This is a genomic window from Nocardia sp. N2S4-5 (genome assembly GCF_044628355.1).
Taxonomy (GTDB): Bacteria; Actinomycetota; Actinomycetes; order Mycobacteriales; family Mycobacteriaceae; genus Nocardia; species Nocardia wallacei_B.
The window spans coordinates 3003446-3025164 of sequence record NZ_JBIUPM010000001.1 but is presented as its reverse complement, the minus strand read 5'-3'; the positions used below and the strand labels follow the sequence as shown (position 1 = coordinate 3025164).

At 69.9% G+C, this 21719-nt stretch carries 20 protein-coding genes; 11 read left to right on the top strand and 9 right to left on the bottom strand.

Annotated elements, in window-relative coordinates:
- Positions 1 to 4: 4 nt before the first annotated feature.
- From ACFMRZ_RS13600 to ACFMRZ_RS13590, 3 genes are all read left to right on the top strand, one after another.
- A complete protein-coding gene (locus ACFMRZ_RS13600) occupies positions 5 to 784 on the top strand; it encodes a hotdog domain-containing protein (RefSeq protein WP_280271230.1) in 780 nt (259 codons plus the stop codon).
- Between the two features lie 290 nt (positions 785 to 1074).
- Entirely contained in the window at positions 1075 to 1851 is a 777-nt protein-coding gene (locus ACFMRZ_RS13595) for a PRC and DUF2382 domain-containing protein (RefSeq protein WP_280271231.1), read from the top strand.
- A gap of 132 nt (positions 1852 to 1983) precedes the next feature.
- On the top strand, positions 1984 to 3057 hold the full coding sequence (locus ACFMRZ_RS13590; RefSeq protein ID WP_400179432.1) for an alpha/beta hydrolase: 1074 nt from the start codon (positions 1984 to 1986) through the stop codon (positions 3055 to 3057).
- Positions 3058 to 3067: 10 nt separating this feature from the next.
- Here ACFMRZ_RS13590 and ACFMRZ_RS13585 read toward each other — a convergent pair whose 3' ends face one another.
- A complete protein-coding gene (locus ACFMRZ_RS13585; protein WP_400182854.1) occupies positions 3068 to 4225 on the bottom strand; it encodes a lipase family protein in 1158 nt (385 codons plus the stop codon).
- Positions 4226 to 4447: 222 nt separating this feature from the next.
- Here ACFMRZ_RS13585 and ACFMRZ_RS13580 point away from each other — a divergent pair, with 222 nt between their 5' ends.
- Positions 4448 to 4942, top strand: a complete 495-nt coding sequence (locus ACFMRZ_RS13580; RefSeq protein ID WP_280271234.1) for a hypothetical protein — start codon at positions 4448 to 4450, stop codon at positions 4940 to 4942.
- Here the strand turns inward: ACFMRZ_RS13580 and ACFMRZ_RS13575 are convergent.
- Both ACFMRZ_RS13575 and ACFMRZ_RS13570 read right to left on the bottom strand, forming a co-directional pair.
- Complete coding sequence (locus tag ACFMRZ_RS13575) at positions 4923 to 6203, bottom strand: glycosyltransferase 87 family protein (RefSeq protein ID WP_400179431.1); 1281 nt, start codon at positions 6201 to 6203, stop codon at positions 4923 to 4925. The two genes, ACFMRZ_RS13580 and ACFMRZ_RS13575, sit on opposite strands and share 20 nt — an antisense overlap.
- 89 nt (positions 6204 to 6292) lie before the next feature.
- The gene (locus ACFMRZ_RS13570; RefSeq protein ID WP_400179430.1) at positions 6293 to 6883 is read right to left on the bottom strand and encodes a TetR/AcrR family transcriptional regulator; all 591 of its coding nucleotides are present in this window, start codon (positions 6881 to 6883) and stop codon (positions 6293 to 6295) included.
- 71 nt (positions 6884 to 6954) lie between these two features.
- Between ACFMRZ_RS13570 and ACFMRZ_RS13565 the strand changes: the two genes are divergently transcribed.
- The 7 genes from ACFMRZ_RS13565 (at position 6955) to ACFMRZ_RS13535 (ending at position 14843) form a co-directional block, all read left to right on the top strand.
- Positions 6955 to 7791: a class I SAM-dependent methyltransferase gene (locus ACFMRZ_RS13565; RefSeq protein ID WP_400179429.1), complete on the top strand. Its 837-nt coding sequence runs from the start codon at positions 6955 to 6957 to the stop codon at positions 7789 to 7791.
- Between the two features lie 86 nt (positions 7792 to 7877).
- Positions 7878 to 8873 carry an alpha/beta hydrolase gene (locus tag ACFMRZ_RS13560; RefSeq protein WP_400179428.1) on the top strand — a complete coding sequence of 332 codons (996 nt, stop codon included), beginning with the start codon at positions 7878 to 7880 and terminating at the stop codon, positions 8871 to 8873.
- A gap of 2 nt (positions 8874 to 8875) precedes the next feature.
- Positions 8876 to 9784: an SDR family NAD(P)-dependent oxidoreductase gene (locus tag ACFMRZ_RS13555; protein ID WP_400179427.1), complete on the top strand. Its 909-nt coding sequence runs from the start codon at positions 8876 to 8878 to the stop codon at positions 9782 to 9784.
- A gap of 1 nt (position 9785) precedes the next feature.
- A complete protein-coding gene (locus ACFMRZ_RS13550) occupies positions 9786 to 10706 on the top strand; it encodes a ferritin-like domain-containing protein (RefSeq protein WP_400179426.1) in 921 nt (306 codons plus the stop codon).
- Positions 10703 to 12226, top strand: coding sequence for an NAD(P)/FAD-dependent oxidoreductase (locus tag ACFMRZ_RS13545; RefSeq protein WP_280368562.1), 1524 nt, complete (start codon positions 10703 to 10705; stop codon positions 12224 to 12226). The genes ACFMRZ_RS13550 and ACFMRZ_RS13545 overlap by 4 nt, the downstream gene beginning before the upstream one ends.
- The gene (locus ACFMRZ_RS13540; protein ID WP_342213867.1) at positions 12226 to 13104 is read left to right on the top strand and encodes a MerR family transcriptional regulator; all 879 of its coding nucleotides are present in this window, start codon (positions 12226 to 12228) and stop codon (positions 13102 to 13104) included. Before ACFMRZ_RS13545 ends, ACFMRZ_RS13540 begins: the two co-directional genes overlap by 1 nt.
- 56 nt (positions 13105 to 13160) lie before the next feature.
- The gene (locus ACFMRZ_RS13535) at positions 13161 to 14843 is read left to right on the top strand and encodes an ABC-F family ATP-binding cassette domain-containing protein (protein ID WP_400179425.1); all 1683 of its coding nucleotides are present in this window, start codon (positions 13161 to 13163) and stop codon (positions 14841 to 14843) included.
- Between the two features lie 31 nt (positions 14844 to 14874).
- On the opposite strand, the gene ACFMRZ_RS13530 is transcribed toward ACFMRZ_RS13535, so the two are convergent.
- The 6 genes from ACFMRZ_RS13530 to ACFMRZ_RS13505 form a co-directional block, all read right to left on the bottom strand.
- Positions 14875 to 15204: a hypothetical protein gene (locus ACFMRZ_RS13530; RefSeq protein ID WP_400179424.1), complete on the bottom strand. Its 330-nt coding sequence runs from the start codon at positions 15202 to 15204 to the stop codon at positions 14875 to 14877.
- Positions 15195 to 15830, bottom strand: coding sequence for an MspA family porin (locus ACFMRZ_RS13525; RefSeq protein WP_280274134.1), 636 nt, complete (start codon positions 15828 to 15830; stop codon positions 15195 to 15197). Before ACFMRZ_RS13525 ends, ACFMRZ_RS13530 begins: the two co-directional genes overlap by 10 nt.
- Positions 15831 to 15886: 56 nt before the next feature.
- Positions 15887 to 17257: an NAD(P)/FAD-dependent oxidoreductase gene (locus ACFMRZ_RS13520; protein ID WP_280274133.1), complete on the bottom strand. Its 1371-nt coding sequence runs from the start codon at positions 17255 to 17257 to the stop codon at positions 15887 to 15889.
- Between the two features lie 125 nt (positions 17258 to 17382).
- Complete coding sequence (locus ACFMRZ_RS13515; protein ID WP_280274132.1) at positions 17383 to 17829, bottom strand: hypothetical protein; 447 nt, start codon at positions 17827 to 17829, stop codon at positions 17383 to 17385.
- 89 nt (positions 17830 to 17918) lie between these two features.
- Complete coding sequence (locus ACFMRZ_RS13510) at positions 17919 to 19208, bottom strand: Cmx/CmrA family chloramphenicol efflux MFS transporter (protein WP_400179423.1); 1290 nt, start codon at positions 19206 to 19208, stop codon at positions 17919 to 17921.
- A 76-nt stretch (positions 19209 to 19284) separates the two neighbouring features.
- Positions 19285 to 21615 carry a galactose oxidase-like domain-containing protein gene (locus ACFMRZ_RS13505; protein WP_400179422.1) on the bottom strand — a complete coding sequence of 777 codons (2331 nt, stop codon included), beginning with the start codon at positions 21613 to 21615 and terminating at the stop codon, positions 19285 to 19287.
- Between the last annotated feature and the right edge of the window lie 104 nt (positions 21616 to 21719).

Here is a 21719-nt window from a genome sequence, read left to right as displayed (position 1 = left end):
AGGGATGACCGTGACGACCTTACCGAGCAGCAGCCTCGAGGATCGCGGCCGCATCCTGCGCGAGATGGGCTTCGGGACCCAGCGGGTCGGCGACGAACTGCACGGCTTCGCCGAGATCACCCCCGAGATGCACGTTCCCGGCGCCGCGTCGCTGCGCACCTCCGTGCTGGCGACGTGGGCGGACACCGTGTCGGGTCTGCTGGCGTCGCTGGTCATGGGTCCACGGGTGCCCGTGACGCTCGAACTCGATGTGCACCTGTACCGCCCGGCGCCCGCCACGGGCGAGGTGCGGGCCGTCGGCCGCACGGTGAAGGTCGGCCGCTCGGTGTTCGTGGCGGAGTGCGAGTTCAGCGTGGACGACGAGCCGATCGCCTGCAGCGGCGCCTCTTTCATGGTGGCGCCCGATCCGGATGTGCAACTGCCGTCGTGGCTGAGCGTGGACCTGCCGCGCTCGTCGGAACGCTTGCCGGTGCCGCTGGCCGAGCGGGCCCGGTGCGAGCGGGTCGGGCCGGGGACGGTGCTGCTGCCGCGTACCCAGGAGGGGCTCAACGCGTCCGGCACCGTCAACGGCGGACTGCTCGCGCTGGCCGCCGAGGAGGCGGTGCTCACCCTCGCCCCCGGCGCGGGCTTGAGCTTTCTGGGCCTGCGCTACCTGCTCGGCGCCCGCGTCGGGCCCGTGCTCGCCAAGGCCCGCTTGCACCGCGGCCTCGCGCGGGTCGAGGTGCGCGATTCCGGCAACGAGCACCGGCTCACCACCCTCGCCACGGCCCGCGTCTTCGCCTGAACGACAACGCCCGCCCCGGTCGACGCGCGGATTTTGCTGTCACCCCGGTCGTTGTCCGCCGCACTGTTTGCGAGCTGGATCAACGGGTACTTGCCGTGATGTAGCTGTTGACGTTGTCAGACCCGCGGAACCACCGCGGGCAGCGAGTGGAGACAACGGCTACGGACCGTTCGGGCGGCAGAGGGTGTAGCGCCGTGGCCGAACGGCTCGACAACTGTTCCACGAATCATGCGGTGCACGCCGCCGCCTTCTCTGCGTGGCATGGGCACCGATGCACATGAGGAGGAGCTATGACACACGCGACGCTGGAATCCGTGATCGGTAATACCGTTTACGACTCCGCCGGCGACAAGATCGGCAAGGTCAAGCAGATCTATCTCGACAACGCCTCGGGAGCGCCGACGTGGGCGGCGGTGTCCACCGGAATGTTCAGCGGTGACTCGATGGTCCCGCTGGCCGGCGCCAAGCACCGGCCCGACAATGACACATTGCAGGTCGGAGTCGACAAGGCGCACGTCAAGTCGGCGCCCTACCTGGACGACGACGGCCACATCAGCCGCGAGGCCGAGCAGGAGTTGTTCCGCCACTACGGCATCAACCCGCAGCAGGCGGGCTGGACGGCCTACGGGCGCCAGCAGATTCGCCCGGGGCCCGAGGAGCCGATGACCTACGGCCGCGACAACGACGAGATGATCCGCTCGGAGGAGCGGCTCGAGATCGGCACCGAACGGCAGGAGGCCGGCCACGCGCGGCTGCGGAAGTACGTGGTGACCGAGAACCAGTCCGTGGACGTGCCGACCACCCACGAGGAGGTGCACATCGAGCGGGAGCCCATCACCGACCCCTCGCAGGTGCGCTCGTCCGAGATGGGCGATCAGGAACAAGAGGTCACCCTGCACGAGGATCGGGTGACCGTGCACAAGGAATCGGTCCCGGTGGAACGGGTCCGGCTCGCCGTGGACGAGGTGGAGGACCATCAGACGGTCTCCGACACCGTCCGCAAGGAACGGATCGACACCGAGGGCGTCGACACCGACAAGCGCCCCCGCAACAAGGGCGATCGCTGACCCCAACCGCGCAGGAGACCGGGGACCACCCCGGTCTCCTGCTGTGTGACACGCCCCCGACGGATGTGCGACAGTGATAGCTTGTGCATCCGGTCGGGGCCGGATTGGGTTGGCTACGGGGAGTTTTGGGATTTGACAACGAAATACCTGGTGCGCGGCGCGGCGATCGCCGCCGTCACCGCGGTCACGGCCGCGCTGTCCGCGGCGATCGGAGCGCCGGCGGGGGCGGCGCCGGTCGATCCGGTCACGGCCTCCGGGCAACCGGCCGCCTCGCCGGTCACCCCCGACGGGTCGCGCATCGCGAGCTTCACCGTTCACGACCCGCGCCATCTGACGCTGCGGGTGTTCTCGGGGGCGATGAACAAGCAGATCACCGTCGACGTGCAGCGGCCCGCCGACACCTCCGTGTCGCGCCCGGTGCTGTACCTGCTCAACGGATCCGGCGGCGGCGAGGACCTCGACACCTGGAATTCCATGACCGACACGCTGCGGTTCCTCGGCGACAAGAACGCCAATATCGTGCAGCCGATCGGCGGCGCCTGGAGCCTCTACACCGACTGGGTGGCAGACGATCCCGTGCTCGGCCGCAACAAATGGAGCACCTTCCTCACCGAGGAACTCCCGCCGCTGATCGACGCGGCGCTGGCGGCCGACGGCCGTAACGCGATCGTCGGTCTGTCCATGGCGGGCGATTCGGTGCTGGCGCTGGCCATCGCCAAACCGGGTCTGTATCGCAGTGTGGCCTCCTACAGCGGCTGCGCCCAGACCAGTGACCCGCTCGGGCAACGCGTGGTGAAGACGATGGTGGAGGTCTGGGGACACGGCGATCCGGCCAATATGTGGGGCCCGGACAACAGCCCGCTGTGGGCGGCCAACGATCCCTACGTGCACGCCGAACGGTTGCGCGGGCTGAACCTGTTCGTCTCGGCGGGCAACGGCCTGCCCGGTCCGCACGACACCCTGGACAGCCCCTTCCTGACCTACGGCAGCACCCGCAGCCCCGAGACCCTGGCGAACCAGATCCTGCTCGGCGGGCTCATCGAGGCGGGGGTGAACGCCTGCACCCGGAATCTGCAGAATCGCTTGAACGACTTGGGAATTCCCGCGACCTACGACTTCACCGCGAACGGGACTCACTCCTGGGGCTACTGGCAGGACGCCTTCAAGCAGTCCTGGCCGGTGCTCGCCGACGGCCTCGGACTGTGACGGTGGTTCCTCATCCGCGGCCGGGCGGCAGGAGCTCGCGGACGAAGGCCAGCGAGTCGGGCAGCGACGCCCGTAGTGTCCCGCTGTGGTCGGACGGATAGGTCCGCAGGGTGATCGGCATGCCGTTCGCCCGCATCGCCGCCGCGACGGCCAGGGTGCCGGGCGCGGGTGACATCGTGTCGAACAGTCCCTGCCCGATGAATACCGGCCGGTCGTAGCCGCCGACCGGAATGCCCATGTGGCCGCTCAGCAGGGCGGGCGCATTCGGCAAGGCGGCCAACGGTTTCGCGAACAGATCGCCGAGAACGACCGGGGGAGAAGCGACTTCGGCGGCGAGGTCGCTCCTGCAGAGCCGCTCCGCGCGGTCCAGCCAGTGGCGGCCCGCGTCGGTCAGGTAGGAGTCTATGTTCAAGTGCGGGAAGGAACTTCGCAGACCGGACAGCGAGAACAAGGCGACCGCGGTGGTCTCGGCCGGGAGCGGCGCGGGCGGCAGGTGCGGGCCCAGCGCGAGGAGCGCGTTCTCGAGCAGGCCGGGTACGCCGGTCGCGACCGCGCCGCGATAGTCGAGCCCGGCGCCGCGCCGGGTGGCGGCCCGCGCCGTCCACAGCGCCGCCGCACCGCCCTGTGACTGGCCGACCACCACCCAGCGATTCGACAGGACTCCCGGAAAGGCTCGTGCGCTCGCGGTGACGGCGTCGACCACGCTGTCGGCCGCGACCACCCCGTTGTCCTTCGGGTGCGGGCCGGGCGTGCCGAGGCCGACGTAGTCACTCGCCACGATGGCGTAACCCGCGCGCTGCCACGCGCCGAGATAACTCCAATCGCGTTCGCGCAGGGACGGTCCCGCGACGCTGTAGGCGCAGTGGTCGGCGACACCGACCGTGCCGTGTGCCCAGGCGACGATCGGCCAGCCGCCGGCGGGCGGTTCCCCGGCGGGGAGATACACCGCCGCGCTGCTCAGTGCCGGTTGCTCGCCGACGCCCGTCGACCAGTGCACCACGCGGCGGGCGTCGGCGGAGCCGGGCAGCGTGGCTTCCGGCGCGAGCCCCGTCACCGAGACGAGCTGTCCGGGGCCGCCGGGATCCTCGGCCGTCGCGGCGGGGGCAGCGAACAAGGCCGCTCCCGCGCCGATCGAGACGGACGCGAGGACGGCGACGATCGTTCGCACGCGGTCGTACCGGGACACGCCGAAGAGGATAACCACTCCGCGGCCCGCCCGGATGTTCCATATCGTGGGATTCTCGGCGGCTTCCGATAGACATCGCCTCTGATAGCTGGGAGTATGCCCGCGTCAGAAACGATGAGTTCAGGCCGGTGCTCCCGGCCGGGTTCGCCGGAGAAGTGGGAACACGCCGACCTCCGCCGGGAGGCCGGACGACGAGGGGGTCGTGTGGCGACGACTGCGCAATTGCGGGCGGTGCTGGCGGTACTGCAGGTGGGCGCGGAGGACGCGGCCGCCGACGGTGCCGCGCGCGATCCGTCGGTCGAGCACGCGGAGCTGACGGGTTTGCTGCATCGCCTGATCAGTAACGAGTTGCGGGAGGTGATCGTGGCGGCCCCGCTGGGCGAGACCGGTCGCCGGTGGTCGGCCGCCGCGACGGTGCCGGTCGGTGAGACGACGCTGTCCGAGCAGGCGCAGTTCGACGCGCGCTGGCTGCGGGACCGGATCGCCACCCTGGTCTCGCGCAGCGGCCCCGATCCGATCCCGGCGCTGCTGGCCGCCGCGGTGCAGGCCGTCGACGCCGCGACCGCGCTGCTGGCATTGTCCCGTGACCCGTTCGGCGACGGCAGCGAGAGCGCCTGGCAGTCCGTGATCGACGATCTCGCGACCGCGTTCCACCTCGTCAACGACGAGCACAACAGCGTCACGCAGCCGATTCGCTAGTCGCCCAACGGTTTCCGGCCCTCCGCAGGCAGACGAAGGCGGCCGCGAACAGCGCGAGGGTCAGCCAGATGTAGGCGTTGTGATAGAAGACGCCGAGATGGGCGCGGGGCGGTAGATTCAGCACGCTCGCGAGCATCGGGTCGTAGAAGGCCAGCACGCCGCCGGAGGCGATCACCAGCGCGGCCGCCAGCCCGAGTGGTGCGGCGAGGCCACGACGGCGCACCGCCAGGTCGGTCAGGTAGATCAGCAGCGGCGCCAGCCACACCCAGTGATGCACCCAGCTGTAGGGAGACACCGCGGTCGTGGTGAGCCCGACCAGTACCACCGCGGGTAGTTCCCGCCCGGTCGAGGAGAGCTGCCGGGCCAGCGCCAGGCACAGCACGGCGACGGCGGCCGCACCCGCCAGCCACAGCAGCTGATGTTCGCCGCCGACGCCGAGCGTCCGGGCGATCATCCCGCGCAGCGACTCGTTCTGCGGATTCTCGGGCACGCCCACCCGCGTGGGATCGGCGAACGCGCCGCTCCAGTACGTCAGCGAGTCCTTCGGCAGTACGGCGAGGCCGAGCAGCGCGGTCGCGACGAATGCGGCGGCGGACGTGGCGGCGGCCCGGAACCGGCGCGTGACAAGGAAATACACCACGAAGAACGCGGGCGTCAGCTTGATCCCGGCCGCGATTCCGGTCAGCGCGCCCTTCCAGCGCGAGGAATCGGGCACTGCCATATCCGCCAGTACGAGCAGCAGCAGGAAGATGTTGATCTGGCCGAACGCCATGGTCTCGCGAACCGGCTCACACCACAGCAGCAGTCCGGCGATGGGCAGGCTCGCCACCGCCAGCCGCAGATCCCGGCGGTAGCCGAGCATGGACAGCGCGGCCCAGCAGGACGCCGCGAGCATGGCGAAGTTGCCCAGCGCGCCGACGTAGCGGAACAGCTCACCGCTGAGCGCGACGAGCGGCGTGAACAGCAGTGCGGCGAACGGCGTGTAGACGAACTCCCAGACGCCGCGGGTATTGCCCAGCAGCGGGGTGTCGTACACGGAGGTGCCGTCGACCGCGCGCTGCCCGGCGATCTGATAGACCTTCAGGTCCATCAGATGCATCATCACCTGCGGTGTCTCGACCACCTGCTTGACCCAATACCCACCCGCGAGCGCGCCGAGTGCGAGAACGGTCCAGAACACGGCAGCGGGCAGGGGGCGACGCTGCGGGGTTGTTCCTGCCGAGGACGGCGCAACCGCGTCCTCGATCGTCGCCAGCGACACACACCCTCCCAACGATCGGGCTCCGGACCGGCCCCACGGTAATAGCAGTCGGGTGGCGACCGCCAATCCCGGCGTGCACTTCGCGGTGGCTACACCGTCTGGTCCCGGCCGATCACCCTGGTCACCATCCGGCGGACCGTCTGTACGTCCGGCCGGTCGCCGGTGCGGTCGGCGAAGAGCAGGTGAGCGGTGCCGACCAGCATGGGGGCGAGCCCGTCGGGGTCGGAATCGGGCGGGATGCGGCCGAGATCCTGTTCGGCGGACAGGTAGGTGGCGAGCATGGTGGCGGCGTCGGTCAGGACGGGGACGCCCGCGGGCCAGGTGTCGCGCAGCCGGGCGCGCAGCGCGTCGCGGAAGGTGATGAGCGGGATGATCGCCACGGCAACCGATTCGAAGACCGCGAGCAGCGCACCGGTCAGATTGTCGACCACCGTCCCGGCCCCGGCCGACGCCAGCAGCGCGGAAGCCTGCGGGTCCATCCGGCGGGCCCGGTCCAGGACGAATTCGGCCAGGAAGGCGTCGAAGTCGGCGAAATGCCGGTGCAGCACGCCCTTGGCGCACCCGGCCTCGGCGGTGACGGCGCGGCTGGTCAGCGCGCTCGGCCCGTCCCGGAGCAGGATGCGTTCGGCCGCGTCGAACAATTGCTCGCGCACGTCGCGCAGCGCGACCCCGGTCGGCATTGCGGGCGAATCTCCTTCAGCTGTGGGCGAACTCGACATCGAGTGGGCATGCGCCCATTTAAGGTGGGCGCATGCCCACTCTACCTTCTCCGGCCCCTGGTTCCTCCGGCCCGCAACCTCATCGGCAGCGGCACATCGCGGAATCGTTCGGCGTGGACGCCGACCGCTACGACCGCGCCCGCCCGCGCTACCCGGATGCTCTGATCGACCGAATCGCCGCCGGCCGCGGGCCGGATGTTCTCGACGTCGGCACCGGCACCGGCATCGCCGCCCGGCAACTCCGCGACGCGGGTTGCCGTGTCCTCGGGGTCGAACCCGACGAGCGCATGGCCGAGCAGGCCCGGCGCACCGGCATCGACACCGAGGTCGCGACCTTCGAGGAATGGGATCCGGCCGGGCGCACGTTCGACGCGGTGACCGCCGCGCAGTCCTGGCATTGGATCGATCCCCTCGCGGGCGCGGCCAAGGCCGCGCGGATTCTGCGGCCGGGCGGGCGGCTGGTGCTGTTCGCGCACGTGATCGCGCCGCCGCAACCCATCGCGCAGGCTCAACTGGCCGCGCTCCGGCGCGTGATGCCCGAATCGCCGTTCGCCGCGCGGCAGGGCGACGCATCACCCGAGCGAGCCCTCGAGGTCTACCGGACCGGAATGGCGACCTTCGCCGACGGTATCCGGGAGTCCGGCGGATTCGCCGCCCCGGAAGAGTGGCGCTTCGATTGGCAACGCCCGTACACCCGGGCCGAATGGCTGGACCTGGTGCCCACCACCGGCGCTCTCACCCGCTTGCCGCAGGACAAACTCGCGGAGTTGCTGGCGGAGGTCGGCGCGGCCATCGATGACTTGGGCGGCGGTTTCACCATGAACTACGTCACCCTCGCGGTCGCCGCTGGCCGCGCCGAGCCATCCTGAATCATCCGCCCCGGTCACGACCCGATTAACTCGGGATATCGAATGTGCCATTGACAACTGGCACTATGGTGGCTGATGCTTTCGGCATGGCTGAAACAAGGTCAACGGTGACCTCCCCGGCCGTCCCCGCGACGGCCTCGCCGCAGGCCCGTCTCGCGGCGGCGGCGTCGGTGCTCGGGATCCGGCAGATCAACGCGCTGTTGCCGCGCAACCGGGCAGGCATCTGGGCCGGCCGCGGTCTGATGGCGACGATCATGGCGGCCTTCGGGCCGACTCTTCCCGGAACCCATGTGCGGCAGGTGCGTTCGGGTGCGGTGCGCGGCGAATGGGTGCGGGCCGCGGGTGTGCCGCACGGCGATCGCGCTCTCTATTACGTGCACGGCAGCGGTTACGTGGTGTGTTCCGCGCGGACTCACCGGGGACTGGCCTCGCGCCTGTCGAAGGCCACCGGCCTGCCCGTCTTCGTGCTCGACTACCGGCTCGCACCCGAACACCGATTCCCGGCGGCCGCCGAGGACGTGGCCGCCGGGTACCGCTGGCTGCTCGGAAACGGTTACCGCCCTGAGGATCTGGTGATCGGCGGGGATTCCGCGGGCTGCCATCTCGGCCTCGATCTGCTGCTGCAGAACATCGACGCCGGACTCCCGCAACCGGCCGGGCTGTTCATGTTCTCCCCGCTCATGGACCTCACCCTGACCCTGGCCGAACGGCGGGACCGGCGGCAACCGGACCCGATGGCGCCCGCCACCGTCGGGCGGCGGCTGATCGAGCTGTACACCGCCGACGAGCCCGCCCAGTCGACCCGGCTGCGCCTGACCGTGCCGCGCGGCGCCGCGCTGCCGCCGCTGTTCGTGCAGGCCAGTGCGGGGGAGATGCTCAGCGACGACGCCCGGCACCTGCGGGACATGGCCACCGCCGCCGGCGCCCGCTGTGAGCTCGAGCTGTGGCCGGGCCGCATCCATGTCTTCCAGGCGCTGCCGTTGCTGGTCCCGGAGGCCGCACCGGCGTTGCGCCGCACCGCCGATTTCGTCGCGTCCGCGCTCGCGGAGGCGAATTCCATACCGCGAGAACGGGTGAGCTGACCATGTGGATCTTCGACAACCTGCGAGCGGCGCTCGGCGGCGCCCGCCGCACCCATGACGCCCGGGCGGTCGTCACCGGCGCGGGCAGCGGCATCGGCCGCGCCTTCGCGCTCGAATTGGCCGCCCGGGGCGGCGAGGTGCTGTGCGCCGACATCGATATCGATCGCGCCGAGGAGACCGTGCGGCTGATCCGCCGCACCCACGGCGCAACCGCGCACGCGTTCCGCTGCGACGTGTCGCGGCGTGAGGAGGTGGAGAGCCTCGCCCTGCACGCGGAGCTGATCTTCGGCGGCCCGCCCACCGTGGTGATCAACAACGCGGGCGTCGGCATCGGCGGAAAACCGGTGGGCGACATCGGCTTCGACGACTGGCAGTGGGCGCTGGGCATCAACCTGTGGGGCGTCGTGCACGGCTGCGAGGTCTTCGCGCCGCAACTGCGCGCCGCCGGGCGCGGCGGCATCGTCAACGTCGCGTCCGCTGCCGGATTCGCTGCCGCGCCCGGCATGGCCGTCTACAACGTGTCCAAGGCCGGTGTGCTGTCGCTGTCGGAGACTCTCGCCGCCGAGCTGTCCGGCAGCGGCGTCGCCGTGACCGTGCTGTGCCCGACCTTCGTCCGCACCAATGTGGTCGCCGACGGCCGCATCACCTCGGCGTCGACCCGGCTGGCCGACACGCTCATGCGGCTCACCGGATTCTCTCCCGAACGCGTCGCGGGCCTGACCCTCGACGCCCACGATCTCGGCCGGCTCTACGTGCTGCCGCAACTGGACGCGCAGCTGGTGTGGCACCTCAAGCGGCACTTCCCGGCCCTCTACACCCACGCCCTCGGCGTCCTGAACCGCGTTCTGCCGCAGGACGATCCGGCATCCGGCTCCGCCGCGGGCGCACATATCGAGAAGACAGGAGTGTGACATGGCCTTCGATTTCGACGCCATGCTCGGCAAGATCAAGGCCCGGCAGTGGGCGCTGGCCGACATCGAATGGGAGGCACCGGGCGCCGAGCTGATCGACCCCGAGCTACACGCCAAGCTGAAGCCGTTCATGGCCGACCTGATGTGGATCGAGAACGTCGGCGCGCGCGGTTTCGCGGCCATGGCGAAGAAGGCGCCGACCGAGACGCTGAAGGAGATCTACCGCTACTTCCACGCCGAGGAGCAGCGCCACGCCAACGCGGAACTGGCCCTGATGCGGCGGTGGGGCATGCTCGACGGCGACACCATCCCCGAGCCGAACATCAACGTCAAGCTGGTGATCGACTTCCTGGACAAGCATTCCGACGAGATGTCGCTGTCGTTCCTGGGCACCGTCATCCCGATGCTCGAGGTCGCGCTGGACGGCGCGCTGATCAAATTCGTCACCGACGAGATCGCCGATCCGGTCGCGCAGGAGGTCTTCAAGAAGATCAACGCCGACGAATCCCGGCATCTGGCCACCGATTACGCCGTGATGGAACTGCTCGGCCACGCCACCGCGCGCAAGCTGTTCATCGATCTGGTCGGCGGCTGGGCCAAGCCGTCGTTCCTGGTGGGCGTGCTCAGCTACGTACCGCTGCTGAACAAGATGCGCGACAACATCGTCGAGATGGGCGTCGACGAGGAGAAGCTGTACGCCGCGATGCGGAAATTCAAGGCCGTCGGCGAGCGCACGCCGATCGCGAACCGGGTGCCGATGTACCGGATCGTGAAGATGCACAGCGGCTGGGTGATCAACCGCGGCCACCCGTATCACCTGTTCGCCGACGCCATGGTGAAGGTGACCGCGCGCATTCCCGACCGCTTCCTCGGACCGCAGCCGACGTGGTCGAAGGAACTGACCTACGAGCCGGTCGCATGAGCGCGGCGAGTCTGCCCCTGGACGTGGCGATCATCGGCGCCGGATTCGCCGGGATCGGCGCGGCGATCCGCCTGCGGCAGAAGGGAATCGGCAACTTCGCCGTGTTCGAGCGGGGCGACCGCGTGGGCGGGACCTGGCGCGACAACACCTATCCCGGTGCGGCCTGCGATATTCCGTCGCGGCTGTACTCCTACAGTTTCGCGCCGAATCCCGAATGGTCGCAGACGTATTCGGGGAGCGCGGAGATTCTCGGCTACATCGACTCGATGGTCCGCGAGTTCGGGATCGGCCCGCACATCCGCTTCGGGCACACCGTGACCGGGCTGGTCTTCGACGAGGACCACGGCGTGTGGGAGGTCTCCTTCGCGGGCGGGCGGCGAAAGGTGAAGGCGCGCACGGTGGTCCTGGCCTCCGGGCCGCTGTCCAATGCCGGGCTGCCGGACATTCGCGGGATCGACACCTACGAGGGTCACAAGATCCACAGTGCCCGTTGGGATCACGACTACGACTTCACCGGTAAGAAGGTGGCGGTGGTCGGCACGGGCGCCAGCGCCGTGCAGATCATCCCCGAACTGGTACGCCGGGCGGGGTCGGTGAAGGTCTTCCAGCGCACGCCGGGCTGGGTGCTGCCGCGGGTGAACCGGCACACCAACGCCCTGACCAAGCAGCTGTACCGGCAGGTGCCGGCCGCTCAGTCGCTGGCGCGGGAGGCGTGGTTCTGGGGGCACGAGTCGGTGGCGCTGGGCGTGGTGTGGAATTCGCCGCTGACCCGGGTGGTGGAGTCGGTAGCGTTGCTGCACTTGCGTTCTCAAGTGCGTGACCCGTGGCTGCGCCGCCAGCTGACGCCCGACTTCCGGGCCGGGTGCAAGCGCCTGCTGATGAGCAGCGACTACTATCCGGCGCTGCAACGCGACAACTGCAAGCTGATCACCTGGCCGATCGCGGAGATCTCCCCGCACGGCATCCGCACCGCCGAGGGCATCGAGCACCGGTTCGACTGCATCGTGTTCGCCACCGGCTTCGAGGTGTCCAAACAGGGCGCGCCGGTGCCGGTGACCGGCCGCGACGGTCGTCGCCTCGCCGACGAATGGCACAGGGGCGCTTACGCTTACAAGAGCGTCACGGTGGCCGGGTATCCGAATCTGTTCCTGACCTTCGGCCCGAACTCCGGCCCCGGGCACAACTCGGCGCTGGTGTACATGGAGGCCCAGATCGAGTACCTGACCGACGCCATCGGCATGCTGCTCGAGCGCGATCTGCGCATGCTCGAGGTGCGCCGCGACCGGCAGGACCGCTACAACGCGCGATTGCAGCGGCGGCTGACGGCCACCACCTGGAATTCGGGCTGCCGCAGCTGGTATCTGACGGAGGACGGTTTCAACGCCACCATGTATCCCGGCTTCGGCTCCCAGTACACCCGCCAACTGGCCCGCGTGGACCCCGGCGACTACGTGCTGACGCCGCGTGATCCGGCTCTCGCGGCGGGTGTCGAGGATCGTATGACGGTCCCCCTCGGCTAATGTCGACACGAGGCGTGCTGCCCGTGCCCGAGGTGCTGACGCGTACCCGGGCATGGGCGCTGCGCGTTGTCGGCGAGCGGCTGGGAGAAGGGACGGGCGAGGCAGGGATGGCGGAGTACCGCATCGACGAACTCGCTCACGCGGCCGGCACCACCAGCCGCAATGTCCGCGCCTACCAGGAACGGGGCCTGCTGCCGCCGCCCACGCGGCGCAGCGGCCGGGCCCTGATCTACGACGACACGCACCTGGCCCGTTTGAAGATCATCGACGCGCTACTGCAGCGGGGCTTCACCACCGCGCACATCGCCGACTTCATCACCAGCTGGGAAACCGGCAAGGACCTCACCGAGATCCTCGGACTCCAGCACGCCGTCACCGCGACGTGGGGGAAGGCCGAGGAGCCGCTCGAGGTGCCGCGGGAACTGGTCGACACCTTCCTGGGCGGCGCCGACGGCGTTCCGGTCGAGGGTGACCAGCTGGAGCGGCTGGCGAAGCTCGGATTGGTCCGCCTGCACGCGGAAACGGTCGAGTTCGTCCGGCCCGAACTGCTGGAAACCTTTGCGGAACTGAGCAATTACGGATTCGGTCTGTCCGGCGTCATCGATCTGCACGCCGCGGTCGTCGAGCGGCTCGAGGACATCGCGCGCCTGATGGTGACGGCCGCGAAGAACCACATCATCGATGAGCACGGGCCGGGCTGGCTCCCCGACTCCGACGCCGAGATCGCCGAAACCGCGAAGATGCTGAATCATCTGCGGGATCTGGGCACCACCGCCGTGCGCAGCAGTCTGGACCAGGCGTTGGACCGGGTGCTGCAGGCCGAACTGAGCGACTACCTCGCGACGGCGGCGTCCAAGCGCCGCGACGGCACGGACTGAGTGGCGCCCGGAAACTCGGTTGCGCCCGTCCGCACCGGTGCGGTTGCCTGATCGCCATGGCGCACATGGATATCGCCGACATCGACTACTTCCTCCCGGACGGCCGGCAACTGCTCGACGGGGTGAGTTTTCGGGTCGGCGAGGGCGTCAAGACGGCGCTGGTCGGACCGAACGGCACCGGGAAGACGACGCTGTTCGGGATCATCGCGGGGGATCTGGCCGCGGACGGCGGGACCGTCACCCGGTCGGGGACGCTGGGGGTGATGCGCCAGTTCATCGGCCGGGTCGACGACGAATCGACGGTCCGCGATCTGCTCGTATCGGTCGCGCCCGAGGCCGTGCGGGCGGCCGCGCGAGCGCTCGACGCCGCCGAGGACGCGTTGATCGAGCGGGACGAGGAACCGGTTCAGCTCGCCTACGCGCACGCCCTGACCGACTGGGCGGATGTGGGCGGCTACGAGATCGAGGCGTTCTGGGACGACGTGACCACCGCCGCGCTCGGCGTGCCGTTCGACCGCGCGAAGTGGCGTTCGGTGCGCACGCTCAGCGGCGGCGAACAGAAGCGGGTGATGCTCGAGGCGCTGTTCGCGGGCCCGGATCGGCTGCTGCTGCTCGACGAACCCGACAACTACCTGGATGTGCCCGGCAAGCAGTGGCTGGAACGCAAGATCGCGGAATCGGACAAGTCGGTGCTGTTCATCAGCCACGACCGGGAGTTGATCGCGCACGCGGCCACCCGGATCGTCACCCTGGAACCCGGCGCGAGTGGCGCCACGGCCTGGATTCACGGGGGCGGCTTCGACAGCTATCACCGGGCGCGCGAGGACCGCAACGCGCGCCTCGACGAACTGCGCCGCCGCTGGGACGAGGAGCACGCCAAGCTGCGCGCGCTGGTGCTGCGTCTGCGGGAGAAGTCGAAATTCAACGACGGGATGGCGGCCCGCTACCACGCCGCGCAGACCAGGCTGGCGAAGTTCGAGGAGGCCGGGCCGCCCGAGGCGGTGCCGCTGCGGCAGCACGTCTCGGTGCGGCTGTCCGGCGGACGGACCGGTAAGCGCGCGCTGGTGTGCACGGGGCTCGAACTCACCGGTCTGATGCGGCCGTTCGACGCCGAGATCTGGTACGGCGACCGCGTTGCGGTGTTGGGCGCCAACGGATCCGGTAAATCACACTTCCTGCGTCTGCTCGCCACCGGCGGCACCGACCCGGACGCCGGGCACCTGCCGATTCAGGACCTGAATCTGGCGGCGGTGCCGCACACCGGCACGGCCGCCCTCGGCGCCCGCGTGCGTCCCGGCTATTTCGCGCAAACCCACGCGCGCCCGGACCTGTCGGGCAAGACTTTGCTCGATATCCTGCACCGCGGCAACGAACATCGCGATGGTATGGGTCGTGAGGCGGCGAGCCGCGTTCTGGACCGCTACGGCCTGGCCCGCGCCGCCGAACAACGCTACGACGACCTCTCCGGCGGCCAGCAGGCCCGCCTCCAGATCCTGCTCCTCGAATTGTCCGGCGTCACAATGCTTCTCCTCGACGAGCCCACCGACAATCTGGATCTGCACTCCGCCGACGCCCTGGAGCAGGCCATCACCGAGTTCGACGGCACCGTCGTCACGGTCACCCACGACCGCTGGTTCGCCCGCACCTTCGACCGCTTCCTGATCTTCGGCTCGGACGGCGCCGTCTACGAGAGTCCCAGCCCCGTCTGGGACGAGTCGCGGGTTCAGCGGGCGCGCTGAGGCAATTCGGGACGGCCGCGCGCACAGGCCGTTACGGGGCGGCGACGATCGGTGTGTCCCGGGCGGGGCCCGGTGCGGGCGGGACGAGGGCGCCCGCAGGGGGATTCGTGCTGGGCGCCGAACGGGCGGGCGGTGGGGCCAGCATCTGCAGGGGCAGTTGCGGCGCGGAGCCGCCCGGCGGTTTTCGGTCGGGGTTGCCGCTGCCACAGTCGGAAGTGCCGGGCGCACTATGCGATTCGGTACAGGACGAGGGCGGTATCACCGGCTGAGCCACGACGCCGGCGGCGGTGAGGGTCAGCCACGTGGCCGCACCCGTCACCGGCACGGCCCAGCGTCGCCACGATGTGCGGTTCACAGCCATATGGGGTCACCGTAGGCGGCGACCGAATTGTCGGCGGTGTCGGTCGATATCGAGACCATCGCGAACGACCGCAGGCTGACCGCGCCCGCACAGGCATCGATCTTGATCTGCACCTGATCGACGGAGATCGAAGCATGCGGCCCGGCCAGTGGTTTCGTGCCGAGCGTGATGGTGCTGACGGTGCCCGGCTTGATGGTGGCCGAGATGTTCGGCAGCGCCAGGGCACTCGCCCCGACGGCGAGGCCGGGCGAGGGCACGACGGTCACCGTGGCATTCGGGCCGATCGCCGCGGACAACCCGGCGGTCACGCCGTTCGACACGTCGGCCTGGCAGCCGATCTGGTAGCCCAGCTGCATCGTCCCCGAGTTCACCGCCGCTCGACCCTCCCCACCGATCTCGGCCGTCGCCGACAAGGAGACGAACCCTTCCCGCGTGAACGGCGTCGCGGCGAGATTGGGCACTCGCTGCACATCTTCCGCGGTCTTACTGATCGTCAGCTCCCAGCCGTCCTCGGTACCGACCACCCGAGACCTGTCCGCGACCGGATCGGCGTCCGCGGTCCCAGCGGCCATGCCGAGCGCAGTAGTAGCAGCGATGCCGAACATCGCGAGAATCGAGCGTTTCATCGAAATCCTTGTGCGGCGGTGACCACGAAGGCTCACCTGATTGGGGCGGAGTGACACTACCCCAAGTTGTCAAGGGCGGCTTCGATGGCTCGGTGGAAGGTGGGGTAGGCGTAGATCATGCGGCGGAGGGTGGGGGTGGGGACTTCGGCGTGGACGGCTACGGCGAGGGCGCTGAGGACTTCGCCGCCTACCGGGCCTACCGAGGTGGCGCCGACCAGGACGCCGCGGTCGGCGTCTTCGACCAGTTTGATCAGGCCCTCGTTGCCCGCCTTGTGGATCCAGCCGCGGGTCGAGGCGGCGGCGTCGGTGCTGCCGGTGCGGACGTCGAGGCCGGCGTCGCGGGCCTGGGATTCGGTGAGGCCGACCGCGCCTACCTCCGGATCGGTGAAGGTGACCCGGGGGACCGCGTGGTAGCGCGCGGATTCCGAAGTGTCGCCGAGGATGTCGTTGGCGGCGATGCGGGCCTGGTACATCGACATGTGGGTGAAGGCGCCGTGCCCGGTGATGTCGCCGATGGCCCAGACGCCGTCGGCGGCGCGCAGGTGGTCGTCGACCTCGATGCCGCGGGCGGATTCGTCCAGGCCGATCGCGCCGACGCCCAGCGCCGCGAGGTCGGTGCGGCGTCCGGTCGACACCAGCAACTGCCGGGCCCGCAACGGTTTTCCTTCCTTCAGGTGCACCGTGAACTGGTCGCCGTCGTGTTCGACGCGGGTCGCCTCGGTGCCGGTGTGAATCGTAATGCCTTCGCGGGCAAAGACTTCCGCGATCAGATCGGCCGCTTCGGGCTCTTCCTTGGGGAGGATGCGGTGCGGGACGATCATCGCGACGTCCGCGCCGAAGCGTGCGAAGATCTGCGCGAATTCCATGCCCACCGGGCCGCCGCCGAGGACGATCAGCGAGTCGGGGACGGTGGTGGTCGTGACGGCTTCCCGGTTCGTCCAGTAGGGCGTCCCGGCCAGGCCCTCGAGCGGCGGGACCGCCGGTGCGGTACCGGGATTCAGCACGATCGCCCGGGCCGCGTGGAACACCCGGGGGCCGTCGGCGGTGGTGACGGTGACCTCGCCGGGCGCGGTGATGCGACCCCAGCCGCGCACGAACCGCCCGCCCGCCTTCTCGAATCGCTCGACGGCGACGGTGTCGTCCCAGTTGTCGGTGGCCTCGTCGCGGATGCGGTCGGCCACCGGCCGCCAATCCGGCCGCAGCTGTGCCGAACCCGCGAGCTCGTCGATCCGCCGTCCCTCGGCGAGCGCACCCGCCGCGCGCACCATCATCTTGGTGGGCACGCACGCGTAATACGGGCACTCGCCGCCGACCAATCGGCCCTCGACACCGACGACGGCCAGGCCCGCGGCAGCCAGCCGCGTCGCGACATCCTCACCACCCGGCCCCATCCCGATCACCACGGCATCCACGGTCTCGATCGACATGCGCGTTCTCCCTCGGTTCGGCGACTACCCGACACTTCACGACGCGGACCACATCCGCACCGTTTCCAGGCTGCCACGATCGGCCATGGTCGGTGCGTACCGGCCCGCTGACGAATCGGTGACGGTTACGCCTTTGCTCTCTCGCGGGGGACGAGCAGCGCCAGCAGTGCGATGATCACCCCGCCGCCCAGGAGGTACAGGCCCCAGGCGCCGCTGAGGAGATGGCGGTAGTCGTCCCGCAACTGGTCGCCGTATCGCTGGTCCAGCCGCCAGGCGAGCGCGCCGATCGCCACCAGCCCCGCGAGCACGCCCAGCCAGCCGAGCGCGCGGGAGCCGAACAGCGCGGCCAGCAGGACCACCGCGGCGATCACCAGCAAGGCCAATGCCAGCGACGTGTGGATCGATGCCGACTGCCCCCCGAGCTGGTCGAGGGTCCGGCCCGCGGGCAGACCGTCACGGAGATCGACCAGCTTCACGTCGCGGGCATCGACCGAGCCGACGAGCGGACCGAACGCGCCCACCGCGATCGCGACAGCGCAAGCGAACAGCACCAGATGGACAAAAGTACGCATACTCCACGGTATGGCTTCCAGGCCCCCGGAGTCGCGCTTTCGTCCCGAAGATGCCATCCGTATATCCGCGCGGACCGCTCGTCGGCCCGTCAGTGCGCCGCTGCGTGCTCCGGCTCGGCCGCGGTGTGTCGGCGAGTGCCCAGCAGGACCACGAGGGCTGCTACGGCGGTGAAGCCGGCGGCGCACCACCATGCCGTGTCCGGTTGGGTCGTGTGGTCGACGGCCAGGCCGGCGGTGACCGGGCCGAGGACGGCGCCGAGGTTGAACGCCGTGGTCGCCGCCGCTCCGGCGAGACGTGGCGCCGTCGGCGCGGCGGTCTGCACGATCGTCGCGATCAGCGTCGAACCCACGCCGAAGGCGACCGCGCCCGTCAGCGCGGACATGATCAGCACGCCGACCGTCGTGTGCGCGGCCGTCGCGGCGAGCAGCCAAATCCCGGTCAGCACAACCGTTCCCACGGTGAGGATGCGCCGTCGGTATCGGTCGCTGTAGCGTCCGGTGAGCGTGACACCGGCGAAGGAGCCGATCCCGAACAGGGCCAGTGCGAGCGGGACCGTCCGGTCACTTCCGGAGACGCTCGCCATGATCGTGCCGAGGTAGGTGAAACCGGCGAAGGTGGCGGCATTCACCAGGACTCCCGCCACGACGGCGATCAGAACCGGCCACTGCCGCAGCGCCGCCCCTTCTCGCCGCATCGAGGACACCTGTCCGTCGTGTCGCTCGGCGCCGTGCCCGTCGCGGCCGAGCAGCACCCACACCGGCACGAGCACCGCCGCGCCGACGACGGCAACGGCCCAGAACGCCGAACGCCATCCCCACACCTGCCCCAGCAACGTGCCTGCGGGAACGCCCGCGATGCAGGCGACCGTCACCCCCGACACCACCACCGACGTCGCGCGACCGACCGCCGCCGGGCCGACCATTCTCGGCAGCGCCGCCAGCGCGATCGCCAGGAACCCGGCATTGGCGACCGCGGCGATCACCCGCGTGACCAGCAACAGCACGAACTCCGTCGCGACCGCGCCCACGACATGCGCGGCGCAGAACAGCAGCAGGAATGCCGTCACCGAATACCTGACCGGCAATCGCCCCGCCGCGATCGCCACGACCGGCGCCCCCACCACCATTCCGGCCGCGAACAGCGAGGTCAGCAATCCCGCGGCACCGAGCGAAACCCCGAGGTCGCTCGCGATCGGCGCCAGCAATCCCGACACCATGAACTCCGATGTGCCCTGCGCGAAAACCGCGACAGCCAGCACGAACACCACAATGGGCATGAACGGACCACTCTCCGGAGACAGGGTGCCGCCCTTGACGGCACCCGAGATGATCGCCGAAGCGGGACTGCGCCCGCCGGCGAGAACGACGTCGTCCGGCACACAGGCCGGGCGGCTACCGTCTGGACGCCTCCGGAGAATTCACGCCGTCACCCTACAACGCCACGCCGCGCGGCGGCTACGACAAATGCACCCAGCGCCCGGGCGACGGGACGCCCGCGGTGTCCACGACGAAGACCAGGTACCAGCCGGGCGGCGCCAACGCGGCCGCCGACGGCATGGCCAGCGAGACCTCCCCGGGGCCGCTGACCGTGACGGGCAGGTCGATCAGTCGCTGGTCGTTGTTGGTGGAGTGGGTGCAGGAGGTGGGATGCACCAGACAGGCGTCGCGCAACTCGGCGGACGTGGTGGCGGTGAGCGTCGAGCCGTAACCCACTGTGTCGGAAGACAATTGGAGTTCCGGCCGGTCGCCTCGGAAAAGGTATGGCGGCCAGAACATCTCGATGCGCAGCTCCTCGGTCTTGCGCTGTGGATTGGAGCCCGCGGTGATCACCTTGCCGTCCGGCATCAGCACGGCGACCGAATGATAAAGGCGCGGTACGCGTTCCGGCGCGGTGTGCAGCCAGGCGCCGGTGTCGGGATCGAGGAGCTCCGCGTGGGCTGGGGCCATATCGGCCATCTCCTCCATCGCCGAACCGCCCGCGACCAGGACGGTTCGGTCCGGCAGCAGTACCGCGCTCAGGTGCATCCGCGGATGGTGCATCGGGGGTCCGGGCTCGTACGCCGGTTCGGGCGTGCTGAAGTCGACGATCCGGGTGTCGTCCAGAACCGCCGCGGCCGAATGCATGTCGTAGCCACCGCCGCCGAGAATCATCACCCGCTGCCGCTGAGCGGGCGGGAGCAGGACGCTGCTGGACTGGTTGCGGGCCTCGGGGTCGGTCAGTCCGGGAACCACGGTGACCGCGCCGGTGGCCGGGTCCCAGATCGACGGGCGCATACCGTTGTTGCCGCCCATCTGGCCGCCGGTGTAGAACAGCCGCCCGTCGGCCAGCAGGACCAGATGGCCGTACATCGGGATCGGTCCGGGCACCGGGAGTGGTGACCAGGTCTGGGTCGCGGTGTCGAACAGTTCGGGTACCTGGGACAGGAAGTTGTCGGTGCCCAGCCCCGAGGTCGTCACCACATTGCCGTCGGGGAGCTTCGCCAGCGTCGGGTACCAGCGACCGAAGGCCATGTCCGGCAACCGGTTCCAGACCAGCGCCTGGGGGTCGAAGACGAGGGCGTCGGTCAGCCCGTAGAACGGGTCGTAGCGTCCGGTGCCGCCCACCGCGAGCAGCCGTCCGTCCGGCAGCAGGGTATGGCCCGCGCAGAACATGTCGATGGGCGTATCCGGCGCGTCCAGCCCGGGATTCGGGTAATGCCAGACGCGAGTGCGGAATTCGTGCGCGTCCAGCCGGTCCGGATCGTTGCCGGAACCGGCGAAGAACAACACATCGCCGGTGTGCAGCAGCGCCGCGTGCACGGGGTTGATCTCCGTGCCGAAATCCAATATGCGCCAGAGCCCTTCGTGGGCGGCGTGGTCCAGATCGGTCTCCAGCGCCACCACGCGCAGATACCCGGCGTTCCCGCCCTGCGGATGGTCGACGGTGGCGACGACCAGCTCCGGGGCGCCCGCTGTCGCGAGCAGACCTACTGCGGCGCCCTGGTTTTCGGTGAATCGCCAGTCGGGCACCGCGGACCAGCGGCTCCACCCGTCGACACAGTGCCCGGCGCCGTCGAGGCCCCAGCCGATGGTGTACAGCCCGGCGTTGCCCTGCTGCGTGTGGTCGACGGTGAACACGATCAGCTCCGGCCGCCCGTCGCCGTCGAGATCGGCGGCGGTGACGGCGGCGCCCTGGTTCTCCGCGCCCTGCCAGTCCGGCACCGGCACCCACGGCGTCCACTCGGCGACCGTGCCGTCGGCGGTGAGACCTACGGCGAGCCGGAACTGCCCGGAGTTGCGGCCCGCCGGATCGTCGACGGTGAGCAGCACCAGCGCGGGACGGTCGTCGAGAGTGGTCAGGCAGATGTCGGCGCCCTGGTTCTCCCAGCCGTACCAGTCGGGCACCTGTTGCCACGGCGTCCAGCCGCCGGTGACGGCGCCGTCGGGCGCGAGGTCGCGGCCGATGCGGAAATAGCCCTGGTTCTGACCGGGCGGATTGTCGACCAGGAAGACCACGAGATCCTGCTGCCCGTTCCCGCTCAGGTCGGCCAGCGCGATACCGGCGCCCTGATTCTGCCAGCCCCACCATTCGGGCACGGAAAGCCAAGGCCCCCAGCCCTTTACGGATCCATCGGGCTGCACGCCGGAGCCCACCCGGTAGAGCCCGGCATTCTGGCCGTCGGGGTCGTCCACCCGCAGCACCACGACGTCCGCGGCGCCGTCGCCGTCGATGTCGGCGATCGCGATCCCGCAGTCCTGGTTCTGCTCGGACTGCCAGTCGGGGATCGGCACGAATTCTCCTGCCACATGGCCAGTTTGATCTGCGGTTCGGCTGCCGTCGAGGGATCGGGCGGAATCCGTCCCGAGAGGTCCGGAACCCGCGAGGTCGCCGGTCGCCGGCGCACCGGTCG